Below are 23,619 nucleotides of genomic sequence, written 5' to 3' on the forward strand. Positions count from 1 at the left end.
CAGCAAAGTCGCTGAGCCCGGCCGTCACCGGCGGGAATCGGACCCCTGCGTGGGGTGCCCTCCCACGGCCCGGCCGGCGCACCGATGAGTTCCGGGTGGCAGCGGGGTCTCAGGAGAAGGACCATCGTCGGACCGGAACACAGGAGAAGAACCATGGCCGAGCTGACCCTCACCACCTTCCTGTCGCTCGACGGCGTCATGCAGGCCCCGGGCGGGCCCGACGAGGACCGCGGCGGCGGGTTCGAGTACGGCGGCTGGACCGTGCCCTTCGCGGACGAGGGCATGCGGCAGTTCATCGACGAGCTGTTCGACCGGCCGTCGGCCTTCCTCCTGGGCCGCCGCACGTACGACATCTTCGCCGCGTACTGGCCCGAGGTGACCGACCCCGGGCACCGGGTCGCGAGCAGCCTCAACGCCCGGCCCAAGTACGTCGTCTCGACCACGCTCCGATCGCCCGGGTGGCACAACACGACCGTCATCTCCACGGACGTCGCCGGGGAGGTGGCCCGGCTCAAGGAGCGGACGGAGGGCGGCGAGCTCCAGATCCACGGCAGCGGCGCACTGGCCAGGTCGCTGATGGCGCACGGCCTGATCGACGAGTACAACCTCCTCGTCTTTCCAGTGGTGCTGGGCCGGGGACGCCGGCTCTTCCCGGAGGGCGGGCAGCCGACCGCCCTGGAGCGGATCGGGGCGCGGGAGACCCGGAGCGGAATCTCGATCCACACCTACCGGCCCGTCGGCCCGGCCGGGTTCGGCACCTTCCCCCTCGATGTCTGAGCAGGCTCTTCCGGACAGGGCGACGCCGGTACGGTGACCGTTCCGCGTGCGAGCCGTCGAGGTCTCCACACCGTTTCCCCCGTGGAGAACCAGGAGAAGCGGTCAGGTGTCCTCGATCTCCGCGCCCGCCCTCGCCCGTCCCGCCGCGCCCGGCTCACCGTCCCGCCGCCGCGGGCATCGCGAGCGGCGGCGAGCGGCCCGGCGTCCCCGGCGCGGTGGGCGCGGTGCTCGTCCCGGCCGGCACCGCCCGGGGCCGCCGCGCGGTCACCCCGGACGCCTCCCGAGCCGGCCGGCGGCCACCGGGCGCGCCGCCCGTCCGAAAGTCTCGTCTTTCGCGACTTTGGTCGCCGGTCGCCTCCGCACGGCGGGGATCACCCGCCCGACCTCGGTAGTTTTGTGGCATGACCCGTACGGAATACCGCTGGCTGCTGCCCTCGGCGATGGCCGACCCCGAGCTGCCCGGCGACCGGCGCGGCCGCGCGCGACGCACCGTGCGGGACTGGGTCGTCGACCTGACCGCCTTTTTCTGCGCGGTCGCGGTGGGCGTGGTCACGGTCGCGACGATCGAGGCCGACCCCACCACACCCGACGGCGTCCTGCTCGCCGACATCGTGGTCGGTGCCCTGGCCTGCTGTGCACTGTGGGTGCGACGGCGCTGGCCGTTGGGTGTCGCGGTGGGCCTGGTCCTGGTCTCCGCGATCGAGCCGGTCGCGGCGGGGGCCATGCTCGTCGCGCTGTTCGGCATGGCCGTGCACCGCCCGTTCCGGCCCGTGGCGGCCGTCGGGGCGCTCGCCCTGGTCCTCACCCCGGTACAGCCGTATCTGCGTCCCGACCCGGGCACCTCGTTCGTCGAGGCCACGGTCGTCGGGGCGCTGCTGCCCCTGCTGGTGATCAGCTGGGGCATGGCCGTACGGTCCAGGCGGCAGCTCGTCGTCACCCTGCGCGAGCGGGCCCAGCGGGCCGAGGCCGAGGCCGGACTCCGCGCCGAACAGGCGCAGCGGCTCGCCCGCGAGGCCATCGCCCGCGAGATGCACGACGTCCTCGCCCACCGGCTGACCCTGCTCAGCGTCCACGCGGGCGCCCTCGAATTCCGCCCCGACGCGCCGACGGCCGAAGTGGCCCGCGCCGCCGGGGTCATCCGGGACAGCGCGCACGAGGCGTTGCAGGACCTCCGCGAGATCATCGGGGTTCTGCGCAGCCCCGGCGAGAGCGACGGCGACCGGCCGCAGCCCACCCTCACCACCCTGGACTCACTGATCGACGAGTCCCGGCTGGCCGGCATGAAGGTCACCCTCGACAACCGCGTCGACGACCCCGGCGCGGCCCCCGCCGCCACCGGCCGCACCGTCTACCGCATCGCCCAGGAGGGTCTGACCAACGCCCGTAAGCACGCGCCCGGCACCGAGGTCACCGTCACGGTCACCGGCGCCCCGGGCGAGGGACTCACCGTCGAGGTGCGCAATCCGGCGCCCACCGAACCCTTCGAGCAGGTCCCCGGCTCCGGTCAGGGACTCATCGGCCTCACGGAACGCGCCACCCTGGCCGGGGGCAGCCTCGACCACGGGCCGCAACCCGGCGGCGGTTTCCGGATCAGGGCCTCGCTGCCGTGGCCGGCCTGACCGCCGCGGGCATCCGGGGGCCCGGCCCGGCCGGCCCCGGGGCCTGGCTACGGTGGTCGCCATGACCACCCCGACCCCGATGGACCCCGCGGCCCGGCCCGTCCGGCTGATCATCGTCGACGACGACCCGCTCGTACGCGCCGGACTCACCCTCATGCTCGGCGGCGCCCACGACATCGACATCGTGGGGGAGGGGGCGGACGGCACGGAGGTCGCCGGACTCGTCGACCGGCTGCGCCCCGACGTGGTGCTGATGGACATCCGCATGCCGGGCATGGACGGGCTGACCGCGACCGAGTCGCTGCGCACCCGGCCCGACGCCCCGGAGATCATCGTCCTGACGACGTTCCACGCCGACGAACAGGTGCTGCGGGCCATCCGCGCCGGAGCGGCCGGTTTCGTACTGAAGGACACCCCGCCGGCGCAGATCGTCGACGCGGTACGGCGGGTGGCGGCCGGCGATCCGGTGCTGTCGCCCGCGGTGACGCGTCAGCTCATGGCCCGCGCGGCCGGGACCGGGCCCCGCACCGGCCGTGACGACCGGGTGGACCGCGCGGACCGGGCACGGGTGCGGGTCGCCGCACTCGCCGGGCGGGAGCGCGAGGTCGCGATCGCCGTCGCACGCGGCCGTTCCAACGCCGAGATCGCCGCCGCGCTCTACCTCAGCGTGGCGACCGTGAAGACCCAGGTGTCCCGGATCCTGGCCAGGTTCGGCTTCAACAACCGTGTCCAGATCGCGCTGTTGGTGCATGACGCGGGCCTGCTCGACGATGACGGCACGGAGCCGGCGGCATAGGGTGAGCCGGTCGGTCCGAAACGATCGGGCCGACCGGGCCGTCAGACCGCAAGGGGCGATCCCATGTCCGATGCCAGTGGCCGTGCCGACGTCGATGTCGATCTGAGCGGGATCGCGGACTTCACCGCGAACCCGTATCCGTACTACGAGAAGCTGCGTGCCGCGGGCCCGGTGCACACCGTCCGCACCGACGAGTTCGAGCGCGTCTGGCTGGTGGTGGGGTACGACGAGGCCCGCGCCACCCTCGCCGACCCGCGGTTCGCCAAGGACTGGCGGGGACTGCCGGGCGCACCCGCCGAGAGCGACCCCATCTTCCTCAACATGCTGGAGCTGGACGCACCCCACCACACCCGGCTGCGCAAGCTCGTCGCCCGGGAGTTCACCGCCCGCCGGATCGAGGCGCTGCGCCCCCGCGTCCAGCAGATCACCGACGAACTCCTCGACGCGATGGTGCCCGCCGGCCGTGCCGATCTCGTCGACGCGCTGGCCTTCCCGCTGCCGATGACCGTCATCTGCGAACTGATCGGGGTGCCGGACCTGGACCGCGACGCCTTCCGCGGGCTGTCCAACGGCGTCATCACCCCGGCCTCGCCGCTCCAGGAGATGGAAGCGGTCCGCGCCATGAACGAGTACCTGCTCGAACTCATCGAGGACAAGCGGTGCTCGCCCGGCGACGACCTGATGAGCGCGCTGGTCCGGACACGCGACGAGGAAGGGGACCGGCTGTCGCCCGACGAACTCGTGGGCATGGCCTTCCTGCTGCTCGTCGCGGGCCACGAGACCACGGTCAACCTGATCGCCAACGGGGTACGGGCACTGCTCGACCACCCCGGCCAGCTGGCCGCCCTCCGCGACGACCCGGAGCTGACCGGCGGTGCGGTCGAGGAGATGCTGCGCTACGACGGGCCGGTGGAGAACGCCACGTTCCGCTACCCGCGCGAGCAGGTCGTGATCGGGCGCCGGACCGTCCCGGCGGGCGCACCGGTCCTGGTCTCCCTGGCAGGCGCCGACCGGGACCCGGCCCGCTACCCGCGACCGGACACCTTCGACATCCGCCGCGACGCCCGGGGCCACCTGGCCTTCGGGCACGGCGCGCACTTCTGCGTGGGTGCGCCGCTGGCCCGGACGGAGGGCCGGATCGCGATCCGTACGCTGCTGGAACGCTGCCCCTCCCTCGCGCCGGACCCTGACCCGGCGGCGGGGGAGCTGGACTGGATTCCCGGGATGCTGATGCGGGGGGTGCGCGGACTGCCCGTCCGCTGGTGAGCCGGGCCCCCCGGACCGAGGGGACTCGACCCGGAGACGGGCGCGGCGGCCCTACGCGGTGGGCACCGCCGCGCCGTCGGCGACCTCCGCGACCGCCACCGGGCGCCGCTCCCGGCGGGAGACCTCGCACGCCTCCGCGATCAGCAGCGCCGACAACGCCTCCCGGCCGTCGCACGGGTTGGCCCGGTTTCCCCGCACCACCCCTACGAACGCGTCCAGTTCGGCCTCGTACGCCGGAGCGAACCGCTCCAGGAAGCCGGGCCAGGGCGAGGAGGGGGCCGGCGGGCCCTGCGGTTCGGCCGAGGTGACCGGTGTACGGCCGTCCAGTCCGACCGTGATCTGGTCCAGCTCGCCCGCCAGCTCCATCCGTACGTCGTATCCGGCGCCGTTGCAGCGGGTGGCCGCCGCCGTCGCCAGGGTGCCGTCGTCCAGGGTCAGCAGCACCGCCGCCGTGTCGACGTCGCCGGCCGCCCGGAACATCCCGGGCCCGGCGTCCGACCCGGCGGCGTACACCTCCGTCACCTCACGGCCCGTCACCCACCGCAGCATGTCGAAGTCGTGGACCAGGCAGTCCCGGTACAGCCCCCCGGAGAGCGGCAGATACGCGGCGGGCGGCGGGGCGGGATCCATCGTCACCGCCCGCACGGTGTGCAGCCGGCCCAGCGCACCGGCCCGCACGGCGTCCCGGGCCGCCGTGTAACCCGCGTCGAACCTGCGCATGAAACCCAGCTGGAGCACGCTCCCGGACCGGTCGACCTCGCGCAGCGCTCCCAGCGTTCCCGGCAGGTCCAGCGCGATCGGCTTCTCGCAGAACGCCGGGATCCCGGCCCGCGCCGCCCGGCCGATCAGCTCCGCGTGCGCCGAGGTGGCCGAGGCGATCACCACCGCGTCCACCCCCGCGCCGAACACCTCTCCGGCGCCCGGCACCGCCGTCGCACCGACCCGCCCGGCGACCTCTGCCGCCCGCGCCCCGTCGGTGTCCGTCACCACCAGGGCGTCCACCTCGGGATGGCGGGCCAGCACGCCCGCGTGGAAGGAGCCGATCCGGCCGGTGCCGATGAGTCCGATGCGCATGGACCCAACGTGCCGCCCACCGGCTGCGCTGTCAACCATATGTCCTGACAAGGTGTCCCTTGTTCGTTGGTCATGCTGTCCGGACAACAGGACGACCGGTCTTCCGGAGTTTCTGACGTGAGGGATACCCTCCACGCGTGCCCAAACCCACCACCGACCCGGCCGCACTCGAACTCGGCGTGGACCGCTCCAGCCCGATCCCGCTCTACTTCCAGCTCGCCCAGCAACTGGAGGCCGCCATCGAGCAGGGCCGGCTCGCCCCCGGCAGCCTCCTCGGCAACGAGATCGAGCTGGCGGCCCGGCTCGGCCTGTCCCGGCCCACGGTCCGCCAGGCCATCCAGTCGCTGGTGGACAAGGGGCTGATGGTGCGCCGCCGCGGCGTCGGCACCCAGGTGCTGCACAGCAGGGTCAGGCGCCCGCTCGAACTGAGCAGCCTCTACGACGACCTGGAGGCCACGGGCGGGCACCCCACGACCCGCGTCCTGCGCAACACCGTCGAACCCGCCGACGCGGCGGTGGCCGAAGCCCTCGCGGTCGCCGAGGGCACCGACGTCCACCTCGTCGAGCGGCTGCGGTACGCGCACGGCGAGCCGCTGGCACTCCTGCGCAACCACCTGCCACCCGGGATCGTCGACCTGGACACCGCGCGGCTGGAGGCCACCGGCCTGTACCGGCTGATGCGCGGCGCCGGAATCACCCTGCACAGCGCCCGCCAGACCGTCGGCGCCCGGCTCGCCACCGCCGACGAGGGGGCAGGGCTCGCCGAGGCGGAGGGGGCCGCGCTGCTGACGATGGAGCGCACCACCTTCGACGACACCGGGCGGGCGGTCGAGTTCGGCTCCCACATCTACCGGGCCTCCCGCTACACCTTCGACTTCCAGCTGCTCGTGCGGTGACGACGGCCGCCAGGCCCCGTACGGTGGCGACGGCCGCCAGGCCCCGTTGACGCCGCGTACCACCACCGCTAGAACTCCTCCAGCCGCACTCGGGCGGCCGGGAGAGAAGGCGGACCCACCATGCGTACCTCTCGCAAGGCAGCAACCCTGATCACCGTCGCGGCCCTCGGCCTGGGGCTCGCCGTCACCGGCTGCAGCGGCTCCGGCGGCCGGAGCGCCGAGGAGAAGCCCGCGCGGGGCGGCGCCGGCGCGGCCGCCGGGACTCCCCGGATGAAGATCGCGATGGTCACGCACTCCGGGGAGGGCGACACCTTCTGGGACATCGTGCAGAGCGGCGCGAAACAGGCGGCGGCCAAGGACAACGCCGAGTTCCTGTACTCCGCGAACAAGGAGGGCAAGGAACAGGCCCAGCTGGTGCAGGCCGCCATCGACCAGAAGGTCGACGGGCTGATCGTCACGCTCGCCAAGCCGGAGGCCCTCAAGGACGTCGTCGCCAAGGCCGTGAGGTCCGGCATACCCGTGGTGACCATCAACTCGGGCGCACGGTTCTCGAAGGAGGTCGGCGCGCTCGGACACATCGGGCAGGACGAGCAGGTCGCGGGTGAGGCCGTCGGCGACGAGCTCGACGCACGGGGCCGCAGGAAGGCCCTCTGCGTCATCCACGAGCAGGGCAACGTGTCGCTGGAGGAACGCTGCGCCGGGGTGCGCAAGACCTTCGGCGGCGAGGTCGAGAACCTGAACGTCGAGGGCACCAACATGCCGGCCGCCACCTCCTCGATCGAGGCGAAGCTCCAGGCCGGCAAGGACATCGACGCGGTCGTCACCCTCGGCGCCCCCTTCGCCGCCGCCTCCGTCAAGGCCAAGGAGGGCTCCGGCAGCAGGGCCGAGATCGACACCTTCGACCTGAACGCCGACGTCGTCGAACGGCTGAAGGCCCGGGAGGTCGGCTTCGCCGTCGACCAGCAGCCCTACCTCCAGGGCTATCTCGCCGTCGACGGACTGTGGCTCGACCGGACCAACGGCAACGTCGTCGGCGGCGGCAGGCCGGTGCTCACCGGCCCGGCGATCGTCACCGCGAAGGACGTGCCGCAGCTGGAGAAGTACACCGCGCGCGGTGCCCGGTGAACCTCCCGCACACCGCCGCGCCCACCCGGCGCCGACACACGCGTCCCGCCCCTGCCGGGCGGCGCCGGCGACCGCTCGGGGATACTTGGCCAGCCGGGCCGGGAGTACACCATCCCCGGCCCCTCCAAGCAGCACAGCGAGCAGCACAAGAAGGGCACGGCGTCGTGGCAAGGGTTCGGACAGGGGTACGTGCGATGGGCGCCGTGCTTGCGGCGGTGCTCGGGGCTTCCCTCGTGGGATGCAGCAGCACCGGTGGCAAGCGGGCGGAGGAGCGCGCGGCCCGGGCCGCCGCCGAGGGCCGGGCCGCGGTGGACACGCCCCGCTGGACCTTCGCGATGGTCACCCACTCGGGCGACGGCGACACCTTCTGGGACATCGTCCAGCGGGGCGCTGAGCAGGCGGCCGTCAAGGACAACATCAAGTTCCTGTACTCGCACAACGACGAGGCGCAGCAGCAGGCCCAGCTGGTGCAGGCGGCCATCGACCAGAAGGTCGACGGGCTGATCGTCACCCTCGCCAAGCCCGACGCGATGAAGGACGTCGTGGCCAAGGCCACCCGGGCCGGAATCCCGGTCATCACGGTGAACTCGGGCTCCGCGGAGTCCAAGCGGTTCGGCGCCCTCACCCACATCGGCCAGGACGAGTCCATCGCGGGCGAGGCGGTCGGCGAGGAGCTCAACGCACGGGGCCGCAAGAAGGCGCTGTGCATCCTGCACGAACAGGGCAACGTCGGCCACGAGCAGCGCTGCGCCGGAGCGAAGAAGACCTTCGACGGCCAGATGCAGAACCTGTACGTCGAGGGCACCAACATGCCCGACGTCCAGGCGTCCATCGAGGCGAAGCTCCAGGCCGACAAGAACATCGACGCGGTCGTCACGCTCGGCGCGCCGTTCGCGGACGCCGCCGTCAAGGCGAAGAAGACCGCGGGCAGCAGGGCCGAGATCGACACCTTCGACCTGAACGCCAAGGTCGCCACCGCCCTGACGGACAAGACCCTCGGCTTCGCGGTGGACCAGCAGCCCTACCTCCAGGGGTACGAGGCCGTCGACCTGCTCTGGCTCTACCGCTACAACGGCAATGTGCTCGGCGGCGGCCGGCCGGTCCTCACCGGACCGCAGATCATCACCTCCAAGGACGCCGCCGAACTGGCCCAGTACACGAAGCGGGGGACCCGATGAGCACGGTTGCCGGACCGTCCACCCCGGCCGGGACCGACGAGCGGCTGATGCGCACCTCACCGCTGCGCAGGCTGCTCGGCCGCCCCGAGCTCGGCTCGGTGGTGGGTGCCGCGGCCGTCTTCATCTTCTTCTCGATCATCGCCGACAGCTTCCTGCGCGCCTCCAGCCTCGGCACCGTGCTGTACGCGGCCTCGACGATCGGGATCATGGCCGCGCCGGTGGCGCTGCTGATGATCGGCGGCGAGTTCGACCTCTCCGCCGGTGTGCTGGTCACCAGCTCCGCGCTGGTCTCGTCGATGTTCAGCTACCAGATGACCGCCAACGTCTGGGTCGGCGTCTTCGTGTCGCTGCTGGTCACCCTGGCCGTCGGGGCGTTCAACGGCTTCATGCTGACCCGTACGAAACTGCCGAGCTTCATCATCACGCTCGGTACCTTCCTGATGCTGACCGGCCTCAATCTGGGCTTCACCAAGCTGATCAGCGGCACCGTGTCCACCAAGGCCATCGGTGACATGGAGGGCTTCGACTCGGCCCGCAAGGTCTTCGCCTCGCAGTGGACGATCGGCGGCGTCGAGTTCAAGGTCACCATCCTGTGGTGGGCGGTCCTCGTCGCGATCGCCACCTGGATCCTGCTCCGTACCCGCTTCGGCAACTGGATCTTCGCGGTCGGCGGCGAGGCCGACGCGGCCCGCGCGGTCGGCGTACCGGTGATCCGCACCAAGATCGGGCTCTATCTGGGGGTGGCCTTCGCCGCCTGGGTCTCCGGCCAGCACCTGCTGTTCTCCTTCGACGTGGTGCAGTCCGGAGAGGGCGTCGGCAACGAGCTGATCTACATCATCGCGGCCGTCATCGGCGGCTGTCTGATCACCGGCGGCTACGGCTCCGCGATCGGCTCCGCGGTCGGCGCCTTCATCTTCGGCATGACCAGCAAGGGCATCGTGTACGCGGAGTGGAACCCGGACTGGTTCAAGTTCTTCCTCGGAGCCATGCTGCTCCTGGCCACCCTGCTCAACGCATGGGTACGCAAGCGCGCGGAGGCGACGAAATGACGGCCCCCAAGGCACCGGCCGACCGGGAGGCGCCCCACCGGGCGCTCGTCGAGCTGGACCACGTCAGCAAGTTCTACGGGAACATCAAGGCACTGACGGACGTCTCGCTGGAGGTCCACGCGGGCGAGATCTCCTGTGTGCTCGGCGACAACGGCGCCGGCAAATCCACCCTGATCAAGATCATCGCGGGGTTGCACCGGCACGACGCCGGGACCTTCCTCGTCGACGGCGAGGAGACCACCCTCGCCAACCCGCGCGACGCCCTGGACCGCGGCATCGCCACGGTCTACCAGGACCTGGCCGTCGTCCCCCTGATGCCGGTCTGGCGCAACTTCTTCCTCGGCTCCGAGCCGACCACCGGCGCCGGCCCCTTCAAACGCCTCGACGTGCGGCTGATGCGCGAGACGACCCGCTCCGAGCTGCTGCGCATGGGCATCGACCTGCGCGACGTCGACCAGCCGATCGGCACCCTCTCCGGCGGTGAGCGCCAGTGCGTCGCCATCGCACGGGCGGTCTACTTCGGCGCCAAGGTCCTCGTCCTGGACGAGCCCACCGCCGCGCTCGGCGTCAAGCAGTCCGGGGTGGTGCTGAAGTACGTGGCGGCCGCCCGCGACGCGGGTCTCGGCGTGGTCCTCATCACGCACAACCCGCACCACGCGTATCTCGTCGGGGACCGTTTCGTCCTGCTGAAGCGGGGCGCCATGTCCGGCAGCCACACCAAGGAGTCCATCACTCTGGACGAGCTGACCCGCCAGATGGCGGGCGGCAGCGAGCTGGAGGAGCTCAGCCACGAGCTGGAGCGGGCCCCCGTGCCGAGGCATCTGGGCGGCCACCCGGTCACGGGCGACGCCGGGTAAGCCCCCGCCGGTACCGGCCCCGTACCCGCCGGTCCGCCAGCCCAGGTGCCCCGGCAGTGGCAGAATCGAGCCCGACGGGCGCAGTCCGCCGCCGGGAGCACCGCCTCCGGCTTCCCCAGACCCCGCAGGGACGATGAGCACGTACCGCGACTTCACACACCGCGGCTCCGCCCGCGCCACCGTCCTTCGGACCGTGGGCACCAGGGAGCGGCGCTCGCACCTCACGGCCCCGCGGGTACCCACCGTCGGCATCGACATCGGCGGTACGAAGGTGATGGCCGGCGTCGTCGACGCCGACGGCAACATCCTGGAGCAGCTGCGTACCGAGACGCCGGACAAGTCCAAGAGCCCCAAGGTCGTCGAGGACACCATCGTCGAGCTGGTCCTGGACCTCTCCGACCGGCACGATGTGCACGCCGTCGGCATCGGCGCGGCCGGCTGGGTCGACGCGGACCGCTCCAAGGTGCTCTTCGCCCCGCACCTCGCCTGGCGCGACGAACCGCTGCGTGACGCCCTCGCCTCCCGCCTCGTCGTCCCCGTCATGGTCGACAACGACGCCAACACCGCCGCCTGGGCGGAGTGGCGGTTCGGCGCGGGCCGCGGCGAGGACCACCTCGTCATGATCACGCTCGGCACCGGCATCGGCGGCGCGATCCTGGAGGACGGCCAGGTCAAGCGCGGCAAGTACGGCGTCGCCGGTGAGTTCGGCCACATGCAGGTGGTGCCCGGCGGGCACCGCTGCCCCTGCGGGAACCGCGGCTGCTGGGAGCAGTACAGCTCCGGCAACGCCCTGGTGCGGGAGGCCAAGGAGCTGGCCGCCGCGGACTCCCCGGTGGCGCACGGGATCATCGAGCGGGTCAAGGGCAACATCCCCGACATCACCGGGCCCCTCATCACCGAACTGGCCCGCGAGGGCGACGCGATGTGCGTCGAGCTCCTCCAGGACATCGGCCAGTGGCTCGGCGTCGGCATCGCCAATCTGGCCGCCGCGCTCGACCCCTCCTGCTTCGTCATCGGGGGCGGCGTCAGCGCCGCCGACGACCTGCTCATCGGCCCCGCCCGGGACGCCTTCAAGCGTCATCTCACCGGCCGCGGCTACCGTCCCGAGGCCCGGATCGCCAAGGCCCAGCTCGGCCCGGAGGCGGGTATGGTCGGCGCGGCCGACCTCGCCCGGCTGGTGGCCCGCAGATTCCGCCGTGCCAACCGCCGCCGGGTCGAACGGTACGAGCGGTACGCCCAGATCTACGACCAGGCCGCGAGCACCATCCGCAATACGCGCAACACCCGCACCTCCTAGGGATCCCCAGACACATGACCGCAGCCGAGCACCCCGTCCTGCCGCGTCAGTCCACGCCGCCCGACGACGGCCGGCCGCCGCAGGACCGGCGCCGGATGATCCGCCGCAGGCTGATCACGGCGACCATCATCGTGCTGCTCATCGGCATCCCGGCCGGCTATCTGCTGATCTCCGCCGGGCAGAGCCGCCGCGCCGGTCAGAACAAGGAGGCCGAGGCCTCCGCGCAGGGGCTCCGGGAGGGCTGGCCGTCCCGGATGCAGCGCCGGATCTTCGAGCTGCCGATGCCCGGCAACTCCCTGGACGTGCAGTACTACGAGACCAACAACTGGAAGGCGAGCCGGCTCTACGTGGAGTTCCGCACCACGTCCGCCGGGCTCGACCGCTTCCTCGGCCGGATGGGCAGCGGCCGCTCCGACCTGGAGCCCGGCAGGGTGACCATCGGCGACCGCGACCGGAAGGTCTCGGGCTGGCAGTTCGGCTCCGGGGCCGAATGGGCGGGCACCAGGCACACCAACAAGGACCCGCGTCCCACTCAGGACATCATGGTGAACATGACCGACCCGATGAACCCCGTCGTGTACGTGGTCTCCGCGGCGACCCCCTGAGCGCTGCCCCGCCCCGGCGCGCTCTGCCACCCACCCGTGCCACCTGTGTCGCCCGCGCTACCTGTGTCACTCGCACTACCTGCGTCACGCGCGCCATCTGTGCCGCCCGCGCGACCTGCGTAACCCACGTCACTCAAGTCACCTGCGTAACCCACGCCACCTGCATCACTCGGTGGCGGCCGTCCCGGCCGGTCGTGCGCGGGCGCGCAGCGTCCCCGGTGCAAGGCCCAGCCGGGACTCGGCCGTCTCGATGGCCACGTCGCCGTAGTCCGGGCCGTCCTGCGGCGCGTCGTCGTTCGCGTACGCCCCCAGCCCGTCGACCGTGATGAGGATGTGCAGGGCCGCCCTGACCTCGTCGTCGGTCGTGAACTCTCCGGCCCGGACGCCCTTGCCGACCAGGGCGACCACCTCGGCGCGCGTCTGCGACTCCTGCGCGCCCACGGCCTCGCGCAGCGCCTCCTTGAACCTGCTGAGGTGCCGCGCGTTGAGCCACAGCCGGCTCAGGTCCCGGTAGTCGCCGTCCGTCAGGCGTACCAGGAAGCGCGCCAGCCGCTCCACGGGCGGCAGATCCTCCTCGTCCGAGGGCAGCAGCGAGCCGCGTTCCGTCGTGGCGGCGAAGGCGAACGCCTCGCCCAGGAGATGGTCCGCGACCGGGAAGTAGTGGCTGATCAGGCCGGGGCGGACGCCCAGGGCGTCGGCGACCCGGCGCAGCGTGATCCGCTCCAGTCCCTCCTCCAGTCCGATGCGGGCGGCGGTCCGCAGTATCTCCGCGCGGCGCTGCTCGGGCAGCTTCCTGGATTGCTTCGGCCGACCTCTTGACGTCATGGACCAAAGGTTATTGGATCGGTGACCAATAAGTTGTTGGCCATGTGCCCAATAAAGGCAGCGTCGCCTGGACATCCGAGAGGCCTCGATGACGACACAACCCACCACCGCCGCGGGAGCCCTCGACGGGCATGGCTCCGAGCGCGCGGGGCAGCCGGAAACCCGGGGGATCGACCTGATCCCCGCCGACGAGCGCGGCGGTCGCCCACGACAGCTCTTCGCGGTCTGGGCGGCGCCGAACGTCAGCTATCTGAGCCTCGTCGTCGGCGCCACGCTGATCCTGATGGGGCTCACGCTCCCGCAGGCCGTCGGCATCATCCTGGCCGGGAACCTGCTGTGGATCTGTACGGGCGTCATCGCGGCCAGTGGTCCGGCCGCCGGTACCAGTGGGTCGGTCATCTCACGCGCGTTCCACGGCGTCATCGGCAACAAATTCGTGCTCGTCCTGACCGGCTGGCTCATCGCCGCGGCCTATCTCGCCCTCAACTGGTCGGCCGCCTCGGTCGCGGGCATCGGACTGGCCGCCCGGATGGGTCTGCCGGACAACGCGGCCGTCCACGCGACCGTCATCGTCCTCATCGCCGCGGCGACGCTGCTGATCGCCATCTACGGATACGCGACGATCGTCCGCCTCTACACCGCGCTCAGCGTCCTGCTGACCGTCGTGTTCATCGTGGTCACGGGATACGTGCTCGCCGGGACCGACTGGTCCTACGCCCCGGCGGAGCCCCTCAAGGGCGGTGCGCTGGTCGCCACGATCGGCATCGGCTTCGCCATCATCGCCTCCACGCCGCTCTCGTACAGCAACAGCCCCGACCTGGCCCGCTACCTGCCGCGCGACAGCAGCGCGTTCGCCGTCGCCGGCTGGACGGCGCTGGGCGCGTACGTGCCCAGCGTCCTGTTCACCACGGTCGGCGCCCTCGCCGCCACCACGCTCGACATGACCGACCCGCAGGCCGCGCTGGAGGGCATTCTGCCGGGCTGGTTCGTCCCCGTCTTCGTCATCGCGGTGGTCGTCAACACCATGGCGAACAACGGAATGACGGCCTACAGCGCCAGCCTGTCGATCCAGTCGGTCGGCGTCCGGCTCGCACGCATCCCCGCCGTCCTGATCGTCGGCATCCTCGGCACGGCCATGACGCTGTACGCGATCCTCGTCTGGGACTTCCTGACGAGCGTCAACACCATGCTCCAGCTCGTGGTCGTCGTGACCGGCCCGGCCATGGCGGTGGCCGTGACCGACCTCGTCATGCGGCGCAACCGCTACAACGGCGCGGACCTGATCGGAGAGGAGCGCGGTGGGCCGTTCTGGTACCACCGCGGTGTCCACTGGTCCGGCATCCTCGCGCTGGTCAGCGGCGGCGTCACCGCCCTGATGTGGGTGAACACCACCTTCTGGACCGCCCCGCTCGCGCGGATCACGGGCGATATCGACCTGTCGATCCCGGCCGGTATGGGTGTCGCCGCCGCCGTCTACTGGGCCGCCGCCCGCATCCTGCGGACCGTTCCCCGCTCCTGACGGTCCCCGCCGCCCGCCCCCACGTTCAGCACCACCGGAAGGAAACCCGTGTACGCCGATGTCATCGTGACGGCCGAACACGTAGAGACACTCGCCGAGGAGTCTCCCGACCCGCGGACCGACGGGGCTCCGGACCCGCGGGCGACCGCCACCGCCCCTCCCACGGCTACCGCGAGCGTGAACGCGATCGCGATCCGCGACGGCCGCATCCTCGCGATCGGCACCGTCCCGGACCTCGAACCGGTGCGCGGCCCCGGCACGGTCGTCCACACGTTCCCGGGCGCCACGATCCTGCCGGGCCTCACCGACGTCCACGCCCACCCGGTGTGGGGGTCGATCGAGATCGGCAGCGGCGTGGACCTCTCCGGTGCCTCGACGCTCGACCAGGTGTTCAGCTGCCTGGCCGACGCCGCTCAGGGGCGGCCGGCGGACGGCTGGATCACCGGCTTCGATCTCGACGTCAACGTCTTCGACGAAGACCCCACCGGCACCGTGTTCGCGGACCCGTTTCCCGGCCGGCCGATCTCGCTGATGACGCGGGACGCGCACGCGCTCGTCGTGAGCCCCCGCGCGGTCGAACTCATCGGGCTCACCGGCCGCGAGACGTTCACCGACGCCTCGTCCGTCGAGGTCGGGCCGGACGGCCGCCCCACCGGTCACGTGGTGGAGCTCCAGGCGATGGACCTGGTGTTCGCCCACTACCCCGAGGTGCCGGTGGACACCGCCGCCGGGTACGTGCGCCACCAGCTCGACATCCTCGCGCGCAGCGGGCTGACCGGACTGCACGCGCTCGATTTCACCGACCCGTCCGAATCCGTGTACCGGCACATCGAGGCGCACGGGGAACTTCCGTTGCGCATCCGCTGCTCCCCGCTGGTGCCGGCCGACTCGGCCCCCGAGGTGTGGCAGGACATCGCCGACCAGCAGGGTCTGCGCGGGCGGCGCTGGCACGTAGAGGGCGCGAAGTTCATGCTCGACGGCACGGCGGACAACGGCACGGCGTGGTTCGAGCGGCCGGACACCCACGGCGAGAACCGGGAGCCGCTCTGGCGCGACCTCGACGCCTACCGGGCCGCCGTGCGGTTCTTCACCGAACGCGGTATCCCGACCGCGACCCACGCCATCGGCGACCAGGCCGTGCGGTTCGCGCTCGATGTCATCGAGGAGGTCGGCCCGGCCGGCCGCGCCCCCCACCGCATCGAACACATCGAGTCCGTCCCCGACGACCTCCTCGGACGGTTCGCCGAACTCGACGTGGTGGCAAGCCTCCAGCCCGTCCACGGCACCCGGCACACCCGGGCCGACGCCACGGACAACTGGTCACGGCGGATCGGATCCGACCGCGTCGCCCACGGCTGGCGCACCCGCGACCTGCTGGACCACGGCGCCGTCGTGGCGCTCGGCTCCGACTGGCCGATCGGTCCCGGGGACCCGCGCATCGGCCTCGCCGACTGCCAGCTTCGACGCCCGGTCGAGGAGCCGGACACCGCGCCCGTCCAGCCCGGCCAGGCGATCTCCGCCCGCGAGGCCTACACCGGAATGACGGCAGCGGCCGCCCACGCCGCCGGAGCCTCGCACGAGCTCGGCCGGATCGTGCCGGGCCATCTCGCCGACCTCACCGTCTTCGCCGCGAACCCGCTCGGCCTCGCCCCCGGCGCACAGCCCGGCAACCCCGTCCTCGCGACGGTCGTCGGCGGAGCGGTGCAGTTCCACCCGAACAGCACAGAAGGAAACCAGTGACCGCCATGTCCATCCCCCGCCCCGAGAACCGTCCCCACATCGAGGTCGCGGCCACCGACCCCTACGAGCGCGGCGTCGCCCGGGGCGAGCAGCTCCACGACGGCATCCCCGCCGCGATCGAGGTGTACGACCGGCTCTTCACGCTCGGCGGCATCACCACCGCCCGGATACGGGAGGACGCCGAGCGTGCCCTCGAAGCGATCGGGCGCTTTTGGCCCGCGGCCCGCACCGAGATCGCGGGCATCGCCAAGGGGGCCGGTGCCGAGGAGTGGCGCGTAGCCGCGCTCAACGCCCGCACCGAGATCCTGGCCCGCAGCGTCGCCGTGCCGCCGGGGGAGTGCACCACGATCGTGCGCCGCGACGGCGCCGCGGGCACCTTCGGCGTCCAGACGTGGGACTGGCACGTCGAGCTCAACGGCATGTGGCACACGCTGGAGTCGCGCGGCGGCGCCCATGACGTCGTCGGCCTCACCGAGAACGGCATCCTCGGCAAGATGGGCGTCAACAGCGCCGGTCTCGCCCTGCACTTCAACATCCTCGGCCATGTCGACGACGGCATCGGCGGCGTCCCCGTCCATGTGCTCTCGGCGATCGTCCTCGAAGAGGCGGGGAGCGTCGCCGAGGCCGTCGAGATCATCCGCGGCGCGCCCCTCGCCTCGTCCGGATCGTTCGCGCTCTTCGACGAGAGAGACGCCGTGCTGCTCGACATGAGCCCCGTCGGCATCTTCGAGACGCGCCCCGAGAACGGCACGCTGCTGCGTACGAACCACTTCCTGACGCCGACGCCGGCCGCGGGCGAGAAGACCTGGCTCTACCAGCCCGATTCGGGCGAGCGCTACGACTTCGTCCGCGACCGCCTCGCCCGCAGGCAGCCGCCGACCACGGTCGACGGGCTCGCGGACTTCCTCGTCACCGGGGCGGGCGAGCCCCCGGTGACCTGCCTGCCCGACCCGGACATGCCGCTCGGGCAGCGCTGGGCCAGCCTCGCGACGATCACCCTCGAACCCGCGACGCGCACCGCCAGGATCCTCGACGGCACGCCCGCCGACATCGGCGTACGCGACTGGCGGGTCCTCACCGCCGGCTGATCCCGGCGCCGCGCCCACGGGCGCGGACGACGACGAGCGGACCGGCCGGGCCCTCATGACCCGGCCGGTCCGTCCGTGTGGTGTGATGCTCGCCCGTACGACCACCGGCGCCCGACCGCCGACCGCCAACGGCCCACGACCGTCAGCGGGTCACGACCGCCAACGGCCCTCGACCGCCAACCGTCCTCGACCGCCAACGGCCCACGGCCGACGGCGCCCCTGCGGCAGCCGCCTACCGAACGGCCCGCAGCAGACCGGCGATCTCGGTGAAGCCGTGCCGCTCGGCGTGTTCGAGGGGCGTGACCCCCTCGCCGTCCGGGAGGCCGGCCGTGGCACCGGCGGTGATCAGCAGCTCGACGATCTCCTGGTGCTCCGGTCCGCCGTCGCCGAGGATGACGGCCTCCAACAGCGCGGTCCAGCCGAGCCGGTTGACGTGGTCGACGTCGATGCCGGTCTCGCGGAGGACGGCCCGGACGTAGTCGACGTGGCCGCGCTCGCTCGCGGGGATGAGGGAGGTGCCGCCGAAGCGGTTCGTCACCATCGGGTCGGGGCCCGCCGGGAGCAGGGCGCGCATCATGGCGACGCTGCCGGTGACACCGGTGACCAGCCAGGGGCTGTCGAGGCGGTCGTCCTGGGCGTCGGGGTCGGCTCCGGCGGCGACCAGCGCCTCGGCGACGGCCACATGACCGGCGAGCGCGGCCAGCAGCAGGGGTGTGCGCAGATGTGCGTCGCGGGCCTCCACCGCGGCGCCGGCGGCGAGCGCCGTCCGCACGGAGTCGGCGTCACCCGCCTCCGCGGCGAGCAGCAGATCGCGGTCGAGGGCGTTCGGCGTGGCGCTCCTCGAACTCCGGGGGACGCGGGTGCGCAGCGCGGACAGGGTCGTCGTCATCGTCGTACGCACCGCGATTCCGATCCCCGCTCTCAGGGCCGCGCGGACGCGGGCGGAGGAGAGCGGGGACCGGCGGTGCACGGCACGGGGGGTTCCGTGCACCGCCGGGGTCACGGCGGCCGTACCTCGCAGAGGCGTCGGCATGGCCAATGGCTACTTGGCGAGCTCGGCGACGCCGGCCCGGGCGAACTTCTCGTCCAGGTCGCCGCTCGGGGCGCCGGCCACGCCGATGCCGGCGACGGGGGCGCCCTTGGCCGTGACCGGGGCGCCGCCGGCGAGGAACAGGGTGCCGGGGATGTCCTTCAGGGTGGGGGCGTTGGCCAGGCGCTTGGCGAGCTCGGAGGTGGGGGCGTTCCAGGAGACGGCGGTGAACGCCTTCTTCTGGGCCGCGTCGTAGGACTGCGGGCCGGCGCCGTCGCCGCGCAGGGTGACGACGGTGTTGCCGTCGCGGTCGACGACGGCGACGGAGACGCGCTGGTTCTCCTTCTCCGCGGCCTTCAGGGTGGCCTCGGCGGCCTCGGTCGCGGCCTTGACCGTCAGGTGCGTCGTCCGCATCGTGTTCTTGTTCTTCGCGTCGGCCTTGGCGACCGCGGCGGCCGGTGCGGCGGCCGGTGCGGCGTTCGCCGAGACAGCGCCGAAGGCGCCGGCACCGAGCGCGGCGAGGGCCACACCGGTGGCCAGGACGCGGGTCCGCTTCGAGATCTTCTTCATGGTGGCTGTTCCTTGTGGTCGTCGCTGTGGTCGTCGCTCGGGTCCGGGCCCGGGCGATCCCGGGGCGGGGGGCCGGGAGGACCTGCGCCGTCCCGCTCCGGGATCAATCCTGGGGCCGTGGTGGGCCTCGGCCGGTCGGCCCGGTGGCTCGTCGTCGGCGCCTGCCCGGTGGACCCCGGGGTCCACCGATCGGTTGACCCCGGCCCGCCACGCGCGGTCGGAGCGGACCGGACAGGCGCAGGGCAGGACACTCGGGGCAGGACGCACGGGGCTCGACGACCTCAGGGCAGAACGCACAGGGCAGAACGCACTCAGGACAGAACGCACTCAGGACAGGACGCACAGGGCACGACGCACAGGGCACGACGCATACGGCGGCGGACAATGCGAGCAAGCTTCATAGGTGTCATCGATAGGTGTCATCGATATTGAGTCTTGGACTCTATAGATCCTGGTCGTGCATGGTGGAACACGTCAGTCCAACGGGGCCGGCACCCACCGAAGGGAGTGACCATGTACAACCTCGCCGCAGGTGTCGGGACTTTCCAGCGCGATGTCTTCCCGGCAAAGGCGGAGCTCTTCGCGCACCTGGCCGACACCCACCGGCCGTCGACGCTGTTCATCAGCTGCTCGGACGCCCGCGTGGTTCCGGAGCTGATCACCAGCAGCGAGCCGGGCGAGCTGTTCGTCGTCCGCACCGCCGGAAACCTCGTCCCCGCCTACACCCCCGCACCGGACGGCATCGCGGCCAGCATCGAGTACGCCGTCGCCGTCCTCGGTGTGGAGGAGATCGTGGTGTGCGGGCACTCGGCCTGTGGCGCGATGACCGCACTGGCCGCGCACCACGACCTGTCCGGCGCACCCGCGATCGCCCACTGGCTGCGCCACGCCGACGCCTCGGTCGCCCGCACCGCGGCCGACGGCCAGGACGTGGCGGCACTGGTGCGCGAGAACGTGCGCGCCCAGCTCGCGAACCTGGCCACCCATCCCTCGGTGGCCAGGGCGAGCGCCGCGAACGCGATCACACTGCGCGGCTGGGTGTACGACATTCCCACCGGAACCGTCGAGGAACTCGTCACCACCGGCGGGGTCGCCGCCCGCGCGGCCTGACCACCACCACAACACCCCCCACCACCACAACACCCCCACCACCATGACCTTCCGGCCGCCTCCCGGGGCCGGTGCACCGAAAGGAATCCCCCTCATGACGCACGCTCAGTTCGACCCCACCGCCCGCCAGCTGCTCGCCGCCGCGGCAGTCGAGGCCAAGACCCGCAAGGACCTCTCGTGGCAGCAGATCGCGGACGCCGCCGGGCTGTCGGTCGCGTTCGTCACCGCCGCGGTCCTCGGCCAGCACGCCCTCCCGGCAGCCTCCGCCGACGCCGTCGCCGAGCTTCTCGGCCTGGACGAGGACGCGGCGATGCTCCTGCGGACCATCCCCACTCGCGGTTCGATCCCGGGCGGCATCCCCACCGACCCGACCATCTACCGCTTCTACGAGATGCTCCAGGTCTACGGCACCACCCTCAAGGCCCTGGTCCACGAGGAGTTCGGCGACGGAATCATCTCCGCGATCAACTTCAAGCTGGATGTCAAGAAGGTCGCCGACCCCGAGGGCGGCGAGCGCGCGGTCATCACCCTTGACGGCAAGTACCTGCCGACCAAGCCGTTCTGACGCCTCGGCAGTACAGCACTGAGCGGGCCGACGGAGACCGTTCCGTCGGCCCGCCCGTCTCAGGGGCGGTCGGTGAGGTAGCCGCCCATGGAGGTGAAGTACTCCGTGGCGGGCAGCTCCCGGCCGTCCTCGGTCCGCACCCGGGTGATGGCCAGGCCGTGGTTGCGGCCGGTGCGGGCGTCGGCTCCGGCGACGATCACCACGCCCTCGCCCTCGCGGTAGAAGATCCGGCCGGGCGTACCGCCGTAACGGCCCTGGGACACCACCGAGGCGAGAACTTCGAGCCGCTTGCCGCGGTGGAAGGTGAAGGCGCTCGGGTACGGCTCCGACTGGGCGCGGACCAGGCGTTCGAGGTCCTCCGCCGGCCAGCTCCAGTCCATGCGGATGTCTTCGGCCGACCGCTTGTGGAAGAAGCTGGCCAGGGAGCGGTCCTGCTTGGTGAACTCCGTCTGCCCGGCGGCGATCAGATCGAGTGCGCCGATGGTGACCGGGGCGATGAGGTCGACGGTCTTGTGGAAGAGATCCGTGGCGGTGTCCGCCGGTCCGACCGGGACCGCCTCCTGCCGGACGATGTCACCCGCGTCCAGGTCGTCGTCCATCATGTGCGCGGTGACACCCACCTCGGATTCACCGTTGATCAGGGCCCAGATCAGCGGGGAGAATCCGGCGTACTTCGGCAGCAGCGAGTCGTGGACGTTCAGCGTGCCGTGGCGCGGGAGGCCGAAGATGTGCGGAGGGATCCAGGTGCGCCAGTTGTTGGCGACGATGATGTCCGGATCGGCTTCCTTGAGGCGCTCGAACAGCTCGTCGTCGTCGGGACGGTTGCGTATCAGCACCGGCACGCCGTGCTCCTCGGCGAGGTCGGCCACCGAGTCGCTCCAGATCTTCTCGTACGCATGCTCGCTCTTGGGGTGCGTCACGACCAGTTCCACACTGTGCTCGGAGTCCAGGAGGGCTTGCAGGGTGCGGTGCCCCCAGGTCTGGTAACCGAACATGACGACCCGCATGGGGTTCCTCCTCAGGGCAGGGATAGACCGGCAGTAAGTAAAGCAAGGCTTACCTTAGTTTGCAACAAGGCGATTTCGGACCTTGATTGACGATCCATCAGGCGACGGTGCGCGCTCCGCGCCGGGTCGCCCTATCGACAACGTCGTGTGATTAGCTTAGGCTCACCTAAGTTTGGACGGGTGGCCTGCTCGGCGTGCCCGCCTCTCGTATCTTTCCTACGCCTGACAGGCGGCTTTCCCGCACGATGGGAGTGACATGTCACCGGTTCTTCCTGGCGACGCACCACTGGTCCATGACCTGATCGGAATCGGCTTCGGCCCCTCCAATGTGGCCATGGCGATCGCGCTCAGCGAGCACAACACCCGCGTCGGCAGGCAGGAGTCCGTCACCGCCCACTTCTTCGAGCAGCAGCAGAGCTTCGGCTGGCACCGCGGCATGCTGATCGACGACGCCACCATGCAGGTGTCCTTCCTCAAGGACCTGGTGACGCTCCGGAACCCGTCCAGCGAGTACAGCTTCCTCTGCTATCTGCAGAGCAAGGGCCGGCTGATCGACTTCATCAACCACAAGAACCTCTTCCCGCTGCGGGTCGAGTTCCACGACTACTTCGAGTGGGCCGCGGCCAAGGTCGACGACATGGTCTCCTACGGTCACGAGGTCGTCTCCGTCACGCCCTTCGTCCACGACGGCATCGTGGAGTACCTGGACGTGACCGTCCGCTCGGCGGAGGGCCTCTCCGTCCACCGGGCCCGCAACCTCGTCATCGGAACGGGACTGCGCCCGCAGATGCCGGAGGGTGTGGAGCGGGGCGACCGGGTCTGGCACAACTCCGATCTGCTGCGGAAGGTCGACGGGCTGGAGGGCACCTCGCCCTCCCGGTTCGTCGTCGTGGGCGCCGGCCAGAGCGCCGCCGAGAACGTCGCCTACCTGCACCGCCGCTTCCCCGAGGCCGAGGTCTGCGCGGTCTTCTCCCGCTACGGCTACAGCCCCGCCGACGACAGCAGCTTCGCCAACCGGATCTTCGACCCGGGTGCGGTCGACGACTACTTCGCCGCGCCCGAGAGCGTGAAGAGCCGGCTGATGGCCTACCACGGCAACACCAACTACTCCGTGGTGGACATCGACCTGATCGACGACCTGTACCGGCAGATGTACCAGGAGAAGGTCCTCGGTACCGAACGGCTGCGCTTCATCAACGTCTCCCGGGTCACCGGGGTCCAGGAGACGCCGGACGGCGTCCGCACCGTGGTGAACTCCCTCGTCACGGGCGAGGAGACGACCCTGGACGCCGATGTCGTGGTGTTCGCCACCGGCTACAGCCCGGCCGATCCGCTCGGCCTGCTCGGCGAGGTCGCCGACCGCTGCCTGCGCGACGACGCGGGGCGGGTACGCGTCGAGCGCGACTACCGGGTCTCCACCGACCCCGGACTGCGCTGCGGAATCTACCTCCAGGGCGGCACGGAGCACACCCACGGCATCACTACGTCCCTCCTGTCCAACACCGCGATACGGGTGGGTGAGATCCTGGACTCGCTCCTCGACCGGGGAGTCAAGTCCGCCTCCGACGAGGCCCGTCCGGTCGCCGACGGTACCGGTACGCACGCGTGAGGCGCGGGGCAGGCCAG

General features: G+C 71.6%; 22 protein-coding genes. 17 read left to right on the forward strand and 5 right to left on the reverse strand.

Features of this window, described 5'->3' with window-relative positions; translation table 11 throughout:
• Nucleotides 1-153: 153 nt before the first annotated feature.
• The 4 genes from ACGF8B_RS09465 (at nt 154) to ACGF8B_RS09480 (ending at nt 4,458) form a co-directional block, all read left to right on the forward strand.
• The gene (locus ACGF8B_RS09465; protein WP_392736306.1) at nt 154-777 is read left to right on the forward strand and encodes a dihydrofolate reductase family protein; all 624 of its coding nucleotides are present in this window, start codon (nt 154-156) and stop codon (nt 775-777) included.
• A 401-nt stretch (nt 778-1,178) separates the two neighbouring features.
• The gene (locus ACGF8B_RS09470; RefSeq protein ID WP_392736308.1) at nt 1,179-2,396 is read left to right on the forward strand and encodes a sensor histidine kinase; all 1,218 of its coding nucleotides are present in this window, start codon (nt 1,179-1,181) and stop codon (nt 2,394-2,396) included.
• A gap of 61 nt (nt 2,397-2,457) precedes the next feature.
• Nucleotides 2,458-3,192: a response regulator gene (locus tag ACGF8B_RS09475; protein ID WP_392736310.1), complete on the forward strand. Its 735-nt coding sequence runs from the start codon at nt 2,458-2,460 to the stop codon at nt 3,190-3,192.
• Nucleotides 3,193-3,255: 63 nt separating this feature from the next.
• Nucleotides 3,256-4,458 (forward strand): cytochrome P450, encoded by a 1,203-nt coding sequence (locus tag ACGF8B_RS09480; protein WP_392736312.1) that lies wholly within the window; start codon nt 3,256-3,258, stop codon nt 4,456-4,458.
• A 51-nt stretch (nt 4,459-4,509) separates the two neighbouring features.
• Here ACGF8B_RS09480 and ACGF8B_RS09485 read toward each other — a convergent pair whose 3' ends face one another.
• On the reverse strand, nt 4,510-5,532 hold the full coding sequence (locus ACGF8B_RS09485; protein ID WP_392736314.1) for a Gfo/Idh/MocA family oxidoreductase: 1,023 nt from the start codon (nt 5,530-5,532) through the stop codon (nt 4,510-4,512).
• 137 nt (nt 5,533-5,669) lie between these two features.
• Here ACGF8B_RS09485 and ACGF8B_RS09490 point away from each other — a divergent pair, with 137 nt between their 5' ends.
• The 7 genes from ACGF8B_RS09490 to ACGF8B_RS09520 all read left to right on the forward strand — a co-directional run bounded on the left by ACGF8B_RS09490 (nt 5,670) and on the right by ACGF8B_RS09520 (nt 12,539).
• The gene (locus tag ACGF8B_RS09490) at nt 5,670-6,428 is read left to right on the forward strand and encodes a GntR family transcriptional regulator (RefSeq protein WP_392736316.1); all 759 of its coding nucleotides are present in this window, start codon (nt 5,670-5,672) and stop codon (nt 6,426-6,428) included.
• 120 nt (nt 6,429-6,548) lie between these two features.
• Nucleotides 6,549-7,553, forward strand: a complete 1,005-nt coding sequence (locus ACGF8B_RS09495; RefSeq protein WP_392736317.1) for a sugar ABC transporter substrate-binding protein — start codon at nt 6,549-6,551, stop codon at nt 7,551-7,553.
• 194 nt (nt 7,554-7,747) lie between these two features.
• Nucleotides 7,748-8,731, forward strand: a complete 984-nt coding sequence (locus ACGF8B_RS09500; RefSeq protein WP_392736319.1) for a sugar ABC transporter substrate-binding protein — start codon at nt 7,748-7,750, stop codon at nt 8,729-8,731.
• Nucleotides 8,728-9,780: an ABC transporter permease gene (locus tag ACGF8B_RS09505; protein ID WP_392736321.1), complete on the forward strand. Its 1,053-nt coding sequence runs from the start codon at nt 8,728-8,730 to the stop codon at nt 9,778-9,780. The genes ACGF8B_RS09500 and ACGF8B_RS09505 overlap by 4 nt, the downstream gene beginning before the upstream one ends.
• The gene (locus ACGF8B_RS09510; protein WP_392736323.1) at nt 9,777-10,637 is read left to right on the forward strand and encodes an ATP-binding cassette domain-containing protein; all 861 of its coding nucleotides are present in this window, start codon (nt 9,777-9,779) and stop codon (nt 10,635-10,637) included. Before ACGF8B_RS09505 ends, ACGF8B_RS09510 begins: the two co-directional genes overlap by 4 nt.
• Before the next feature lie 133 nt (nt 10,638-10,770).
• Complete coding sequence (locus ACGF8B_RS09515; RefSeq protein WP_124721377.1) at nt 10,771-11,934, forward strand: ROK family glucokinase; 1,164 nt, start codon at nt 10,771-10,773, stop codon at nt 11,932-11,934.
• 14 nt (nt 11,935-11,948) lie between these two features.
• Nucleotides 11,949-12,539, forward strand: coding sequence for a hypothetical protein (locus tag ACGF8B_RS09520; RefSeq protein WP_392736326.1), 591 nt, complete (start codon nt 11,949-11,951; stop codon nt 12,537-12,539).
• Between the two features lie 165 nt (nt 12,540-12,704).
• Here the strand turns inward: ACGF8B_RS09520 and ACGF8B_RS09525 are convergent, their stop codons facing one another.
• Nucleotides 12,705-13,364, reverse strand: coding sequence for a TetR/AcrR family transcriptional regulator (locus ACGF8B_RS09525; protein WP_392736328.1), 660 nt, complete (start codon nt 13,362-13,364; stop codon nt 12,705-12,707).
• An 88-nt stretch (nt 13,365-13,452) separates the two neighbouring features.
• On the opposite strand from ACGF8B_RS09525, the gene ACGF8B_RS09530 reads away from it, so the two are divergent.
• The 3 genes from ACGF8B_RS09530 to ACGF8B_RS09540 are packed head-to-tail and all read left to right on the forward strand — an operon-like array spanning nt 13,453 to nt 17,711.
• Nucleotides 13,453-14,883, forward strand: coding sequence for a purine-cytosine permease family protein (locus ACGF8B_RS09530; RefSeq protein ID WP_392736330.1), 1,431 nt, complete (start codon nt 13,453-13,455; stop codon nt 14,881-14,883).
• A gap of 48 nt (nt 14,884-14,931) precedes the next feature.
• Entirely contained in the window at nt 14,932-16,623 is a 1,692-nt protein-coding gene (locus ACGF8B_RS09535; protein ID WP_392736332.1) for an amidohydrolase, read from the forward strand.
• Between the two features lie 5 nt (nt 16,624-16,628).
• Nucleotides 16,629-17,711, forward strand: a complete 1,083-nt coding sequence (locus ACGF8B_RS09540) for a C45 family autoproteolytic acyltransferase/hydolase (protein WP_392736334.1) — start codon at nt 16,629-16,631, stop codon at nt 17,709-17,711.
• Nucleotides 17,712-17,943: 232 nt separating this feature from the next.
• Here ACGF8B_RS09540 and ACGF8B_RS09545 read toward each other — a convergent pair whose 3' ends face one another.
• Entirely contained in the window at nt 17,944-18,579 is a 636-nt protein-coding gene (locus ACGF8B_RS09545) for an ankyrin repeat domain-containing protein (RefSeq protein ID WP_392736491.1), read from the reverse strand.
• Nucleotides 18,580-18,753: 174 nt separating this feature from the next.
• Nucleotides 18,754-19,311: a heme-binding protein gene (locus tag ACGF8B_RS09550; protein ID WP_392736336.1), complete on the reverse strand. Its 558-nt coding sequence runs from the start codon at nt 19,309-19,311 to the stop codon at nt 18,754-18,756.
• A 513-nt stretch (nt 19,312-19,824) separates the two neighbouring features.
• On the opposite strand from ACGF8B_RS09550, the gene ACGF8B_RS09555 reads away from it, so the two are divergent.
• Together ACGF8B_RS09555 and cynS are read left to right on the forward strand one after the other, a co-directional pair.
• Entirely contained in the window at nt 19,825-20,421 is a 597-nt protein-coding gene (locus ACGF8B_RS09555; RefSeq protein ID WP_392736338.1) for a carbonic anhydrase, read from the forward strand.
• A 94-nt stretch (nt 20,422-20,515) separates the two neighbouring features.
• The gene (gene cynS, locus ACGF8B_RS09560) at nt 20,516-20,986 is read left to right on the forward strand and encodes a cyanase (RefSeq protein WP_342281299.1); all 471 of its coding nucleotides are present in this window, start codon (nt 20,516-20,518) and stop codon (nt 20,984-20,986) included.
• A gap of 59 nt (nt 20,987-21,045) precedes the next feature.
• Here cynS and ACGF8B_RS09565 read toward each other — a convergent pair whose 3' ends face one another.
• The gene (locus tag ACGF8B_RS09565) at nt 21,046-21,993 is read right to left on the reverse strand and encodes a methionyl-tRNA formyltransferase (protein WP_392736340.1); all 948 of its coding nucleotides are present in this window, start codon (nt 21,991-21,993) and stop codon (nt 21,046-21,048) included.
• 256 nt (nt 21,994-22,249) lie between these two features.
• On the opposite strand from ACGF8B_RS09565, the gene ACGF8B_RS09570 reads away from it, so the two are divergent.
• Nucleotides 22,250-23,602: a lysine N(6)-hydroxylase/L-ornithine N(5)-oxygenase family protein gene (locus ACGF8B_RS09570; protein WP_392736342.1), complete on the forward strand. Its 1,353-nt coding sequence runs from the start codon at nt 22,250-22,252 to the stop codon at nt 23,600-23,602.
• Nucleotides 23,603-23,619 lie beyond the last annotated feature (17 nt).

Origin of the sequence: Streptomyces sp. NPDC047917 (genome assembly GCF_043204345.1) — a bacterium.
Classification (GTDB): domain Bacteria; phylum Actinomycetota; class Actinomycetes; order Streptomycetales; family Streptomycetaceae; genus Streptomyces; species Streptomyces sanglieri.

Bases quoted from the DNA above. Each gene is read 5' to 3' on its own strand.
- ACGF8B_RS09510 (WP_392736323.1), top strand. From the start codon at position 9,777: ATGACGGCCCCCAAGGCACCGGCCGACCGGGAGGCGCCCCACCGGGCG.
- ACGF8B_RS09500 (WP_392736319.1), top strand. From the start codon at position 7,748: ATGGGCGCCGTGCTTGCGGCGGTGCTCGGGGCTTCCCTCGTGGGATGC.
- ACGF8B_RS09525 (WP_392736328.1), bottom strand. From the start codon at position 13,364: ATGACGTCAAGAGGTCGGCCGAAGCAATCCAGGAAGCTGCCCGAGCAG.
- ACGF8B_RS09550 (WP_392736336.1), bottom strand. From the start codon at position 19,311: ATGAAGAAGATCTCGAAGCGGACCCGCGTCCTGGCCACCGGTGTGGCC.
- cynS (WP_342281299.1), top strand. From the start codon at position 20,516: ATGACGCACGCTCAGTTCGACCCCACCGCCCGCCAGCTGCTCGCCGCC.
- ACGF8B_RS09565 (WP_392736340.1), bottom strand. From the start codon at position 21,993: ATGCGGGTCGTCATGTTCGGTTACCAGACCTGGGGGCACCGCACCCTG.
- ACGF8B_RS09495 (WP_392736317.1), top strand. From the start codon at position 6,549: ATGCGTACCTCTCGCAAGGCAGCAACCCTGATCACCGTCGCGGCCCTC.
- ACGF8B_RS09465 (WP_392736306.1), top strand. From the start codon at position 154: ATGGCCGAGCTGACCCTCACCACCTTCCTGTCGCTCGACGGCGTCATG.
- ACGF8B_RS09475 (WP_392736310.1), top strand. From the start codon at position 2,458: ATGACCACCCCGACCCCGATGGACCCCGCGGCCCGGCCCGTCCGGCTG.
- ACGF8B_RS09570 (WP_392736342.1), top strand. From the start codon at position 22,250: ATGTCACCGGTTCTTCCTGGCGACGCACCACTGGTCCATGACCTGATC.
- ACGF8B_RS09530 (WP_392736330.1), top strand. From the start codon at position 13,453: ATGACGACACAACCCACCACCGCCGCGGGAGCCCTCGACGGGCATGGC.
- ACGF8B_RS09505 (WP_392736321.1), top strand. From the start codon at position 8,728: ATGAGCACGGTTGCCGGACCGTCCACCCCGGCCGGGACCGACGAGCGG.
- ACGF8B_RS09485 (WP_392736314.1), bottom strand. From the start codon at position 5,532: ATGCGCATCGGACTCATCGGCACCGGCCGGATCGGCTCCTTCCACGCG.
- ACGF8B_RS09480 (WP_392736312.1), top strand. From the start codon at position 3,256: ATGTCCGATGCCAGTGGCCGTGCCGACGTCGATGTCGATCTGAGCGGG.
- ACGF8B_RS09515 (WP_124721377.1), top strand. From the start codon at position 10,771: ATGAGCACGTACCGCGACTTCACACACCGCGGCTCCGCCCGCGCCACC.
- ACGF8B_RS09470 (WP_392736308.1), top strand. From the start codon at position 1,179: ATGACCCGTACGGAATACCGCTGGCTGCTGCCCTCGGCGATGGCCGAC.
- ACGF8B_RS09555 (WP_392736338.1), top strand. From the start codon at position 19,825: ATGTACAACCTCGCCGCAGGTGTCGGGACTTTCCAGCGCGATGTCTTC.
- ACGF8B_RS09520 (WP_392736326.1), top strand. From the start codon at position 11,949: ATGACCGCAGCCGAGCACCCCGTCCTGCCGCGTCAGTCCACGCCGCCC.
- ACGF8B_RS09540 (WP_392736334.1), top strand. From the start codon at position 16,629: ATGTCCATCCCCCGCCCCGAGAACCGTCCCCACATCGAGGTCGCGGCC.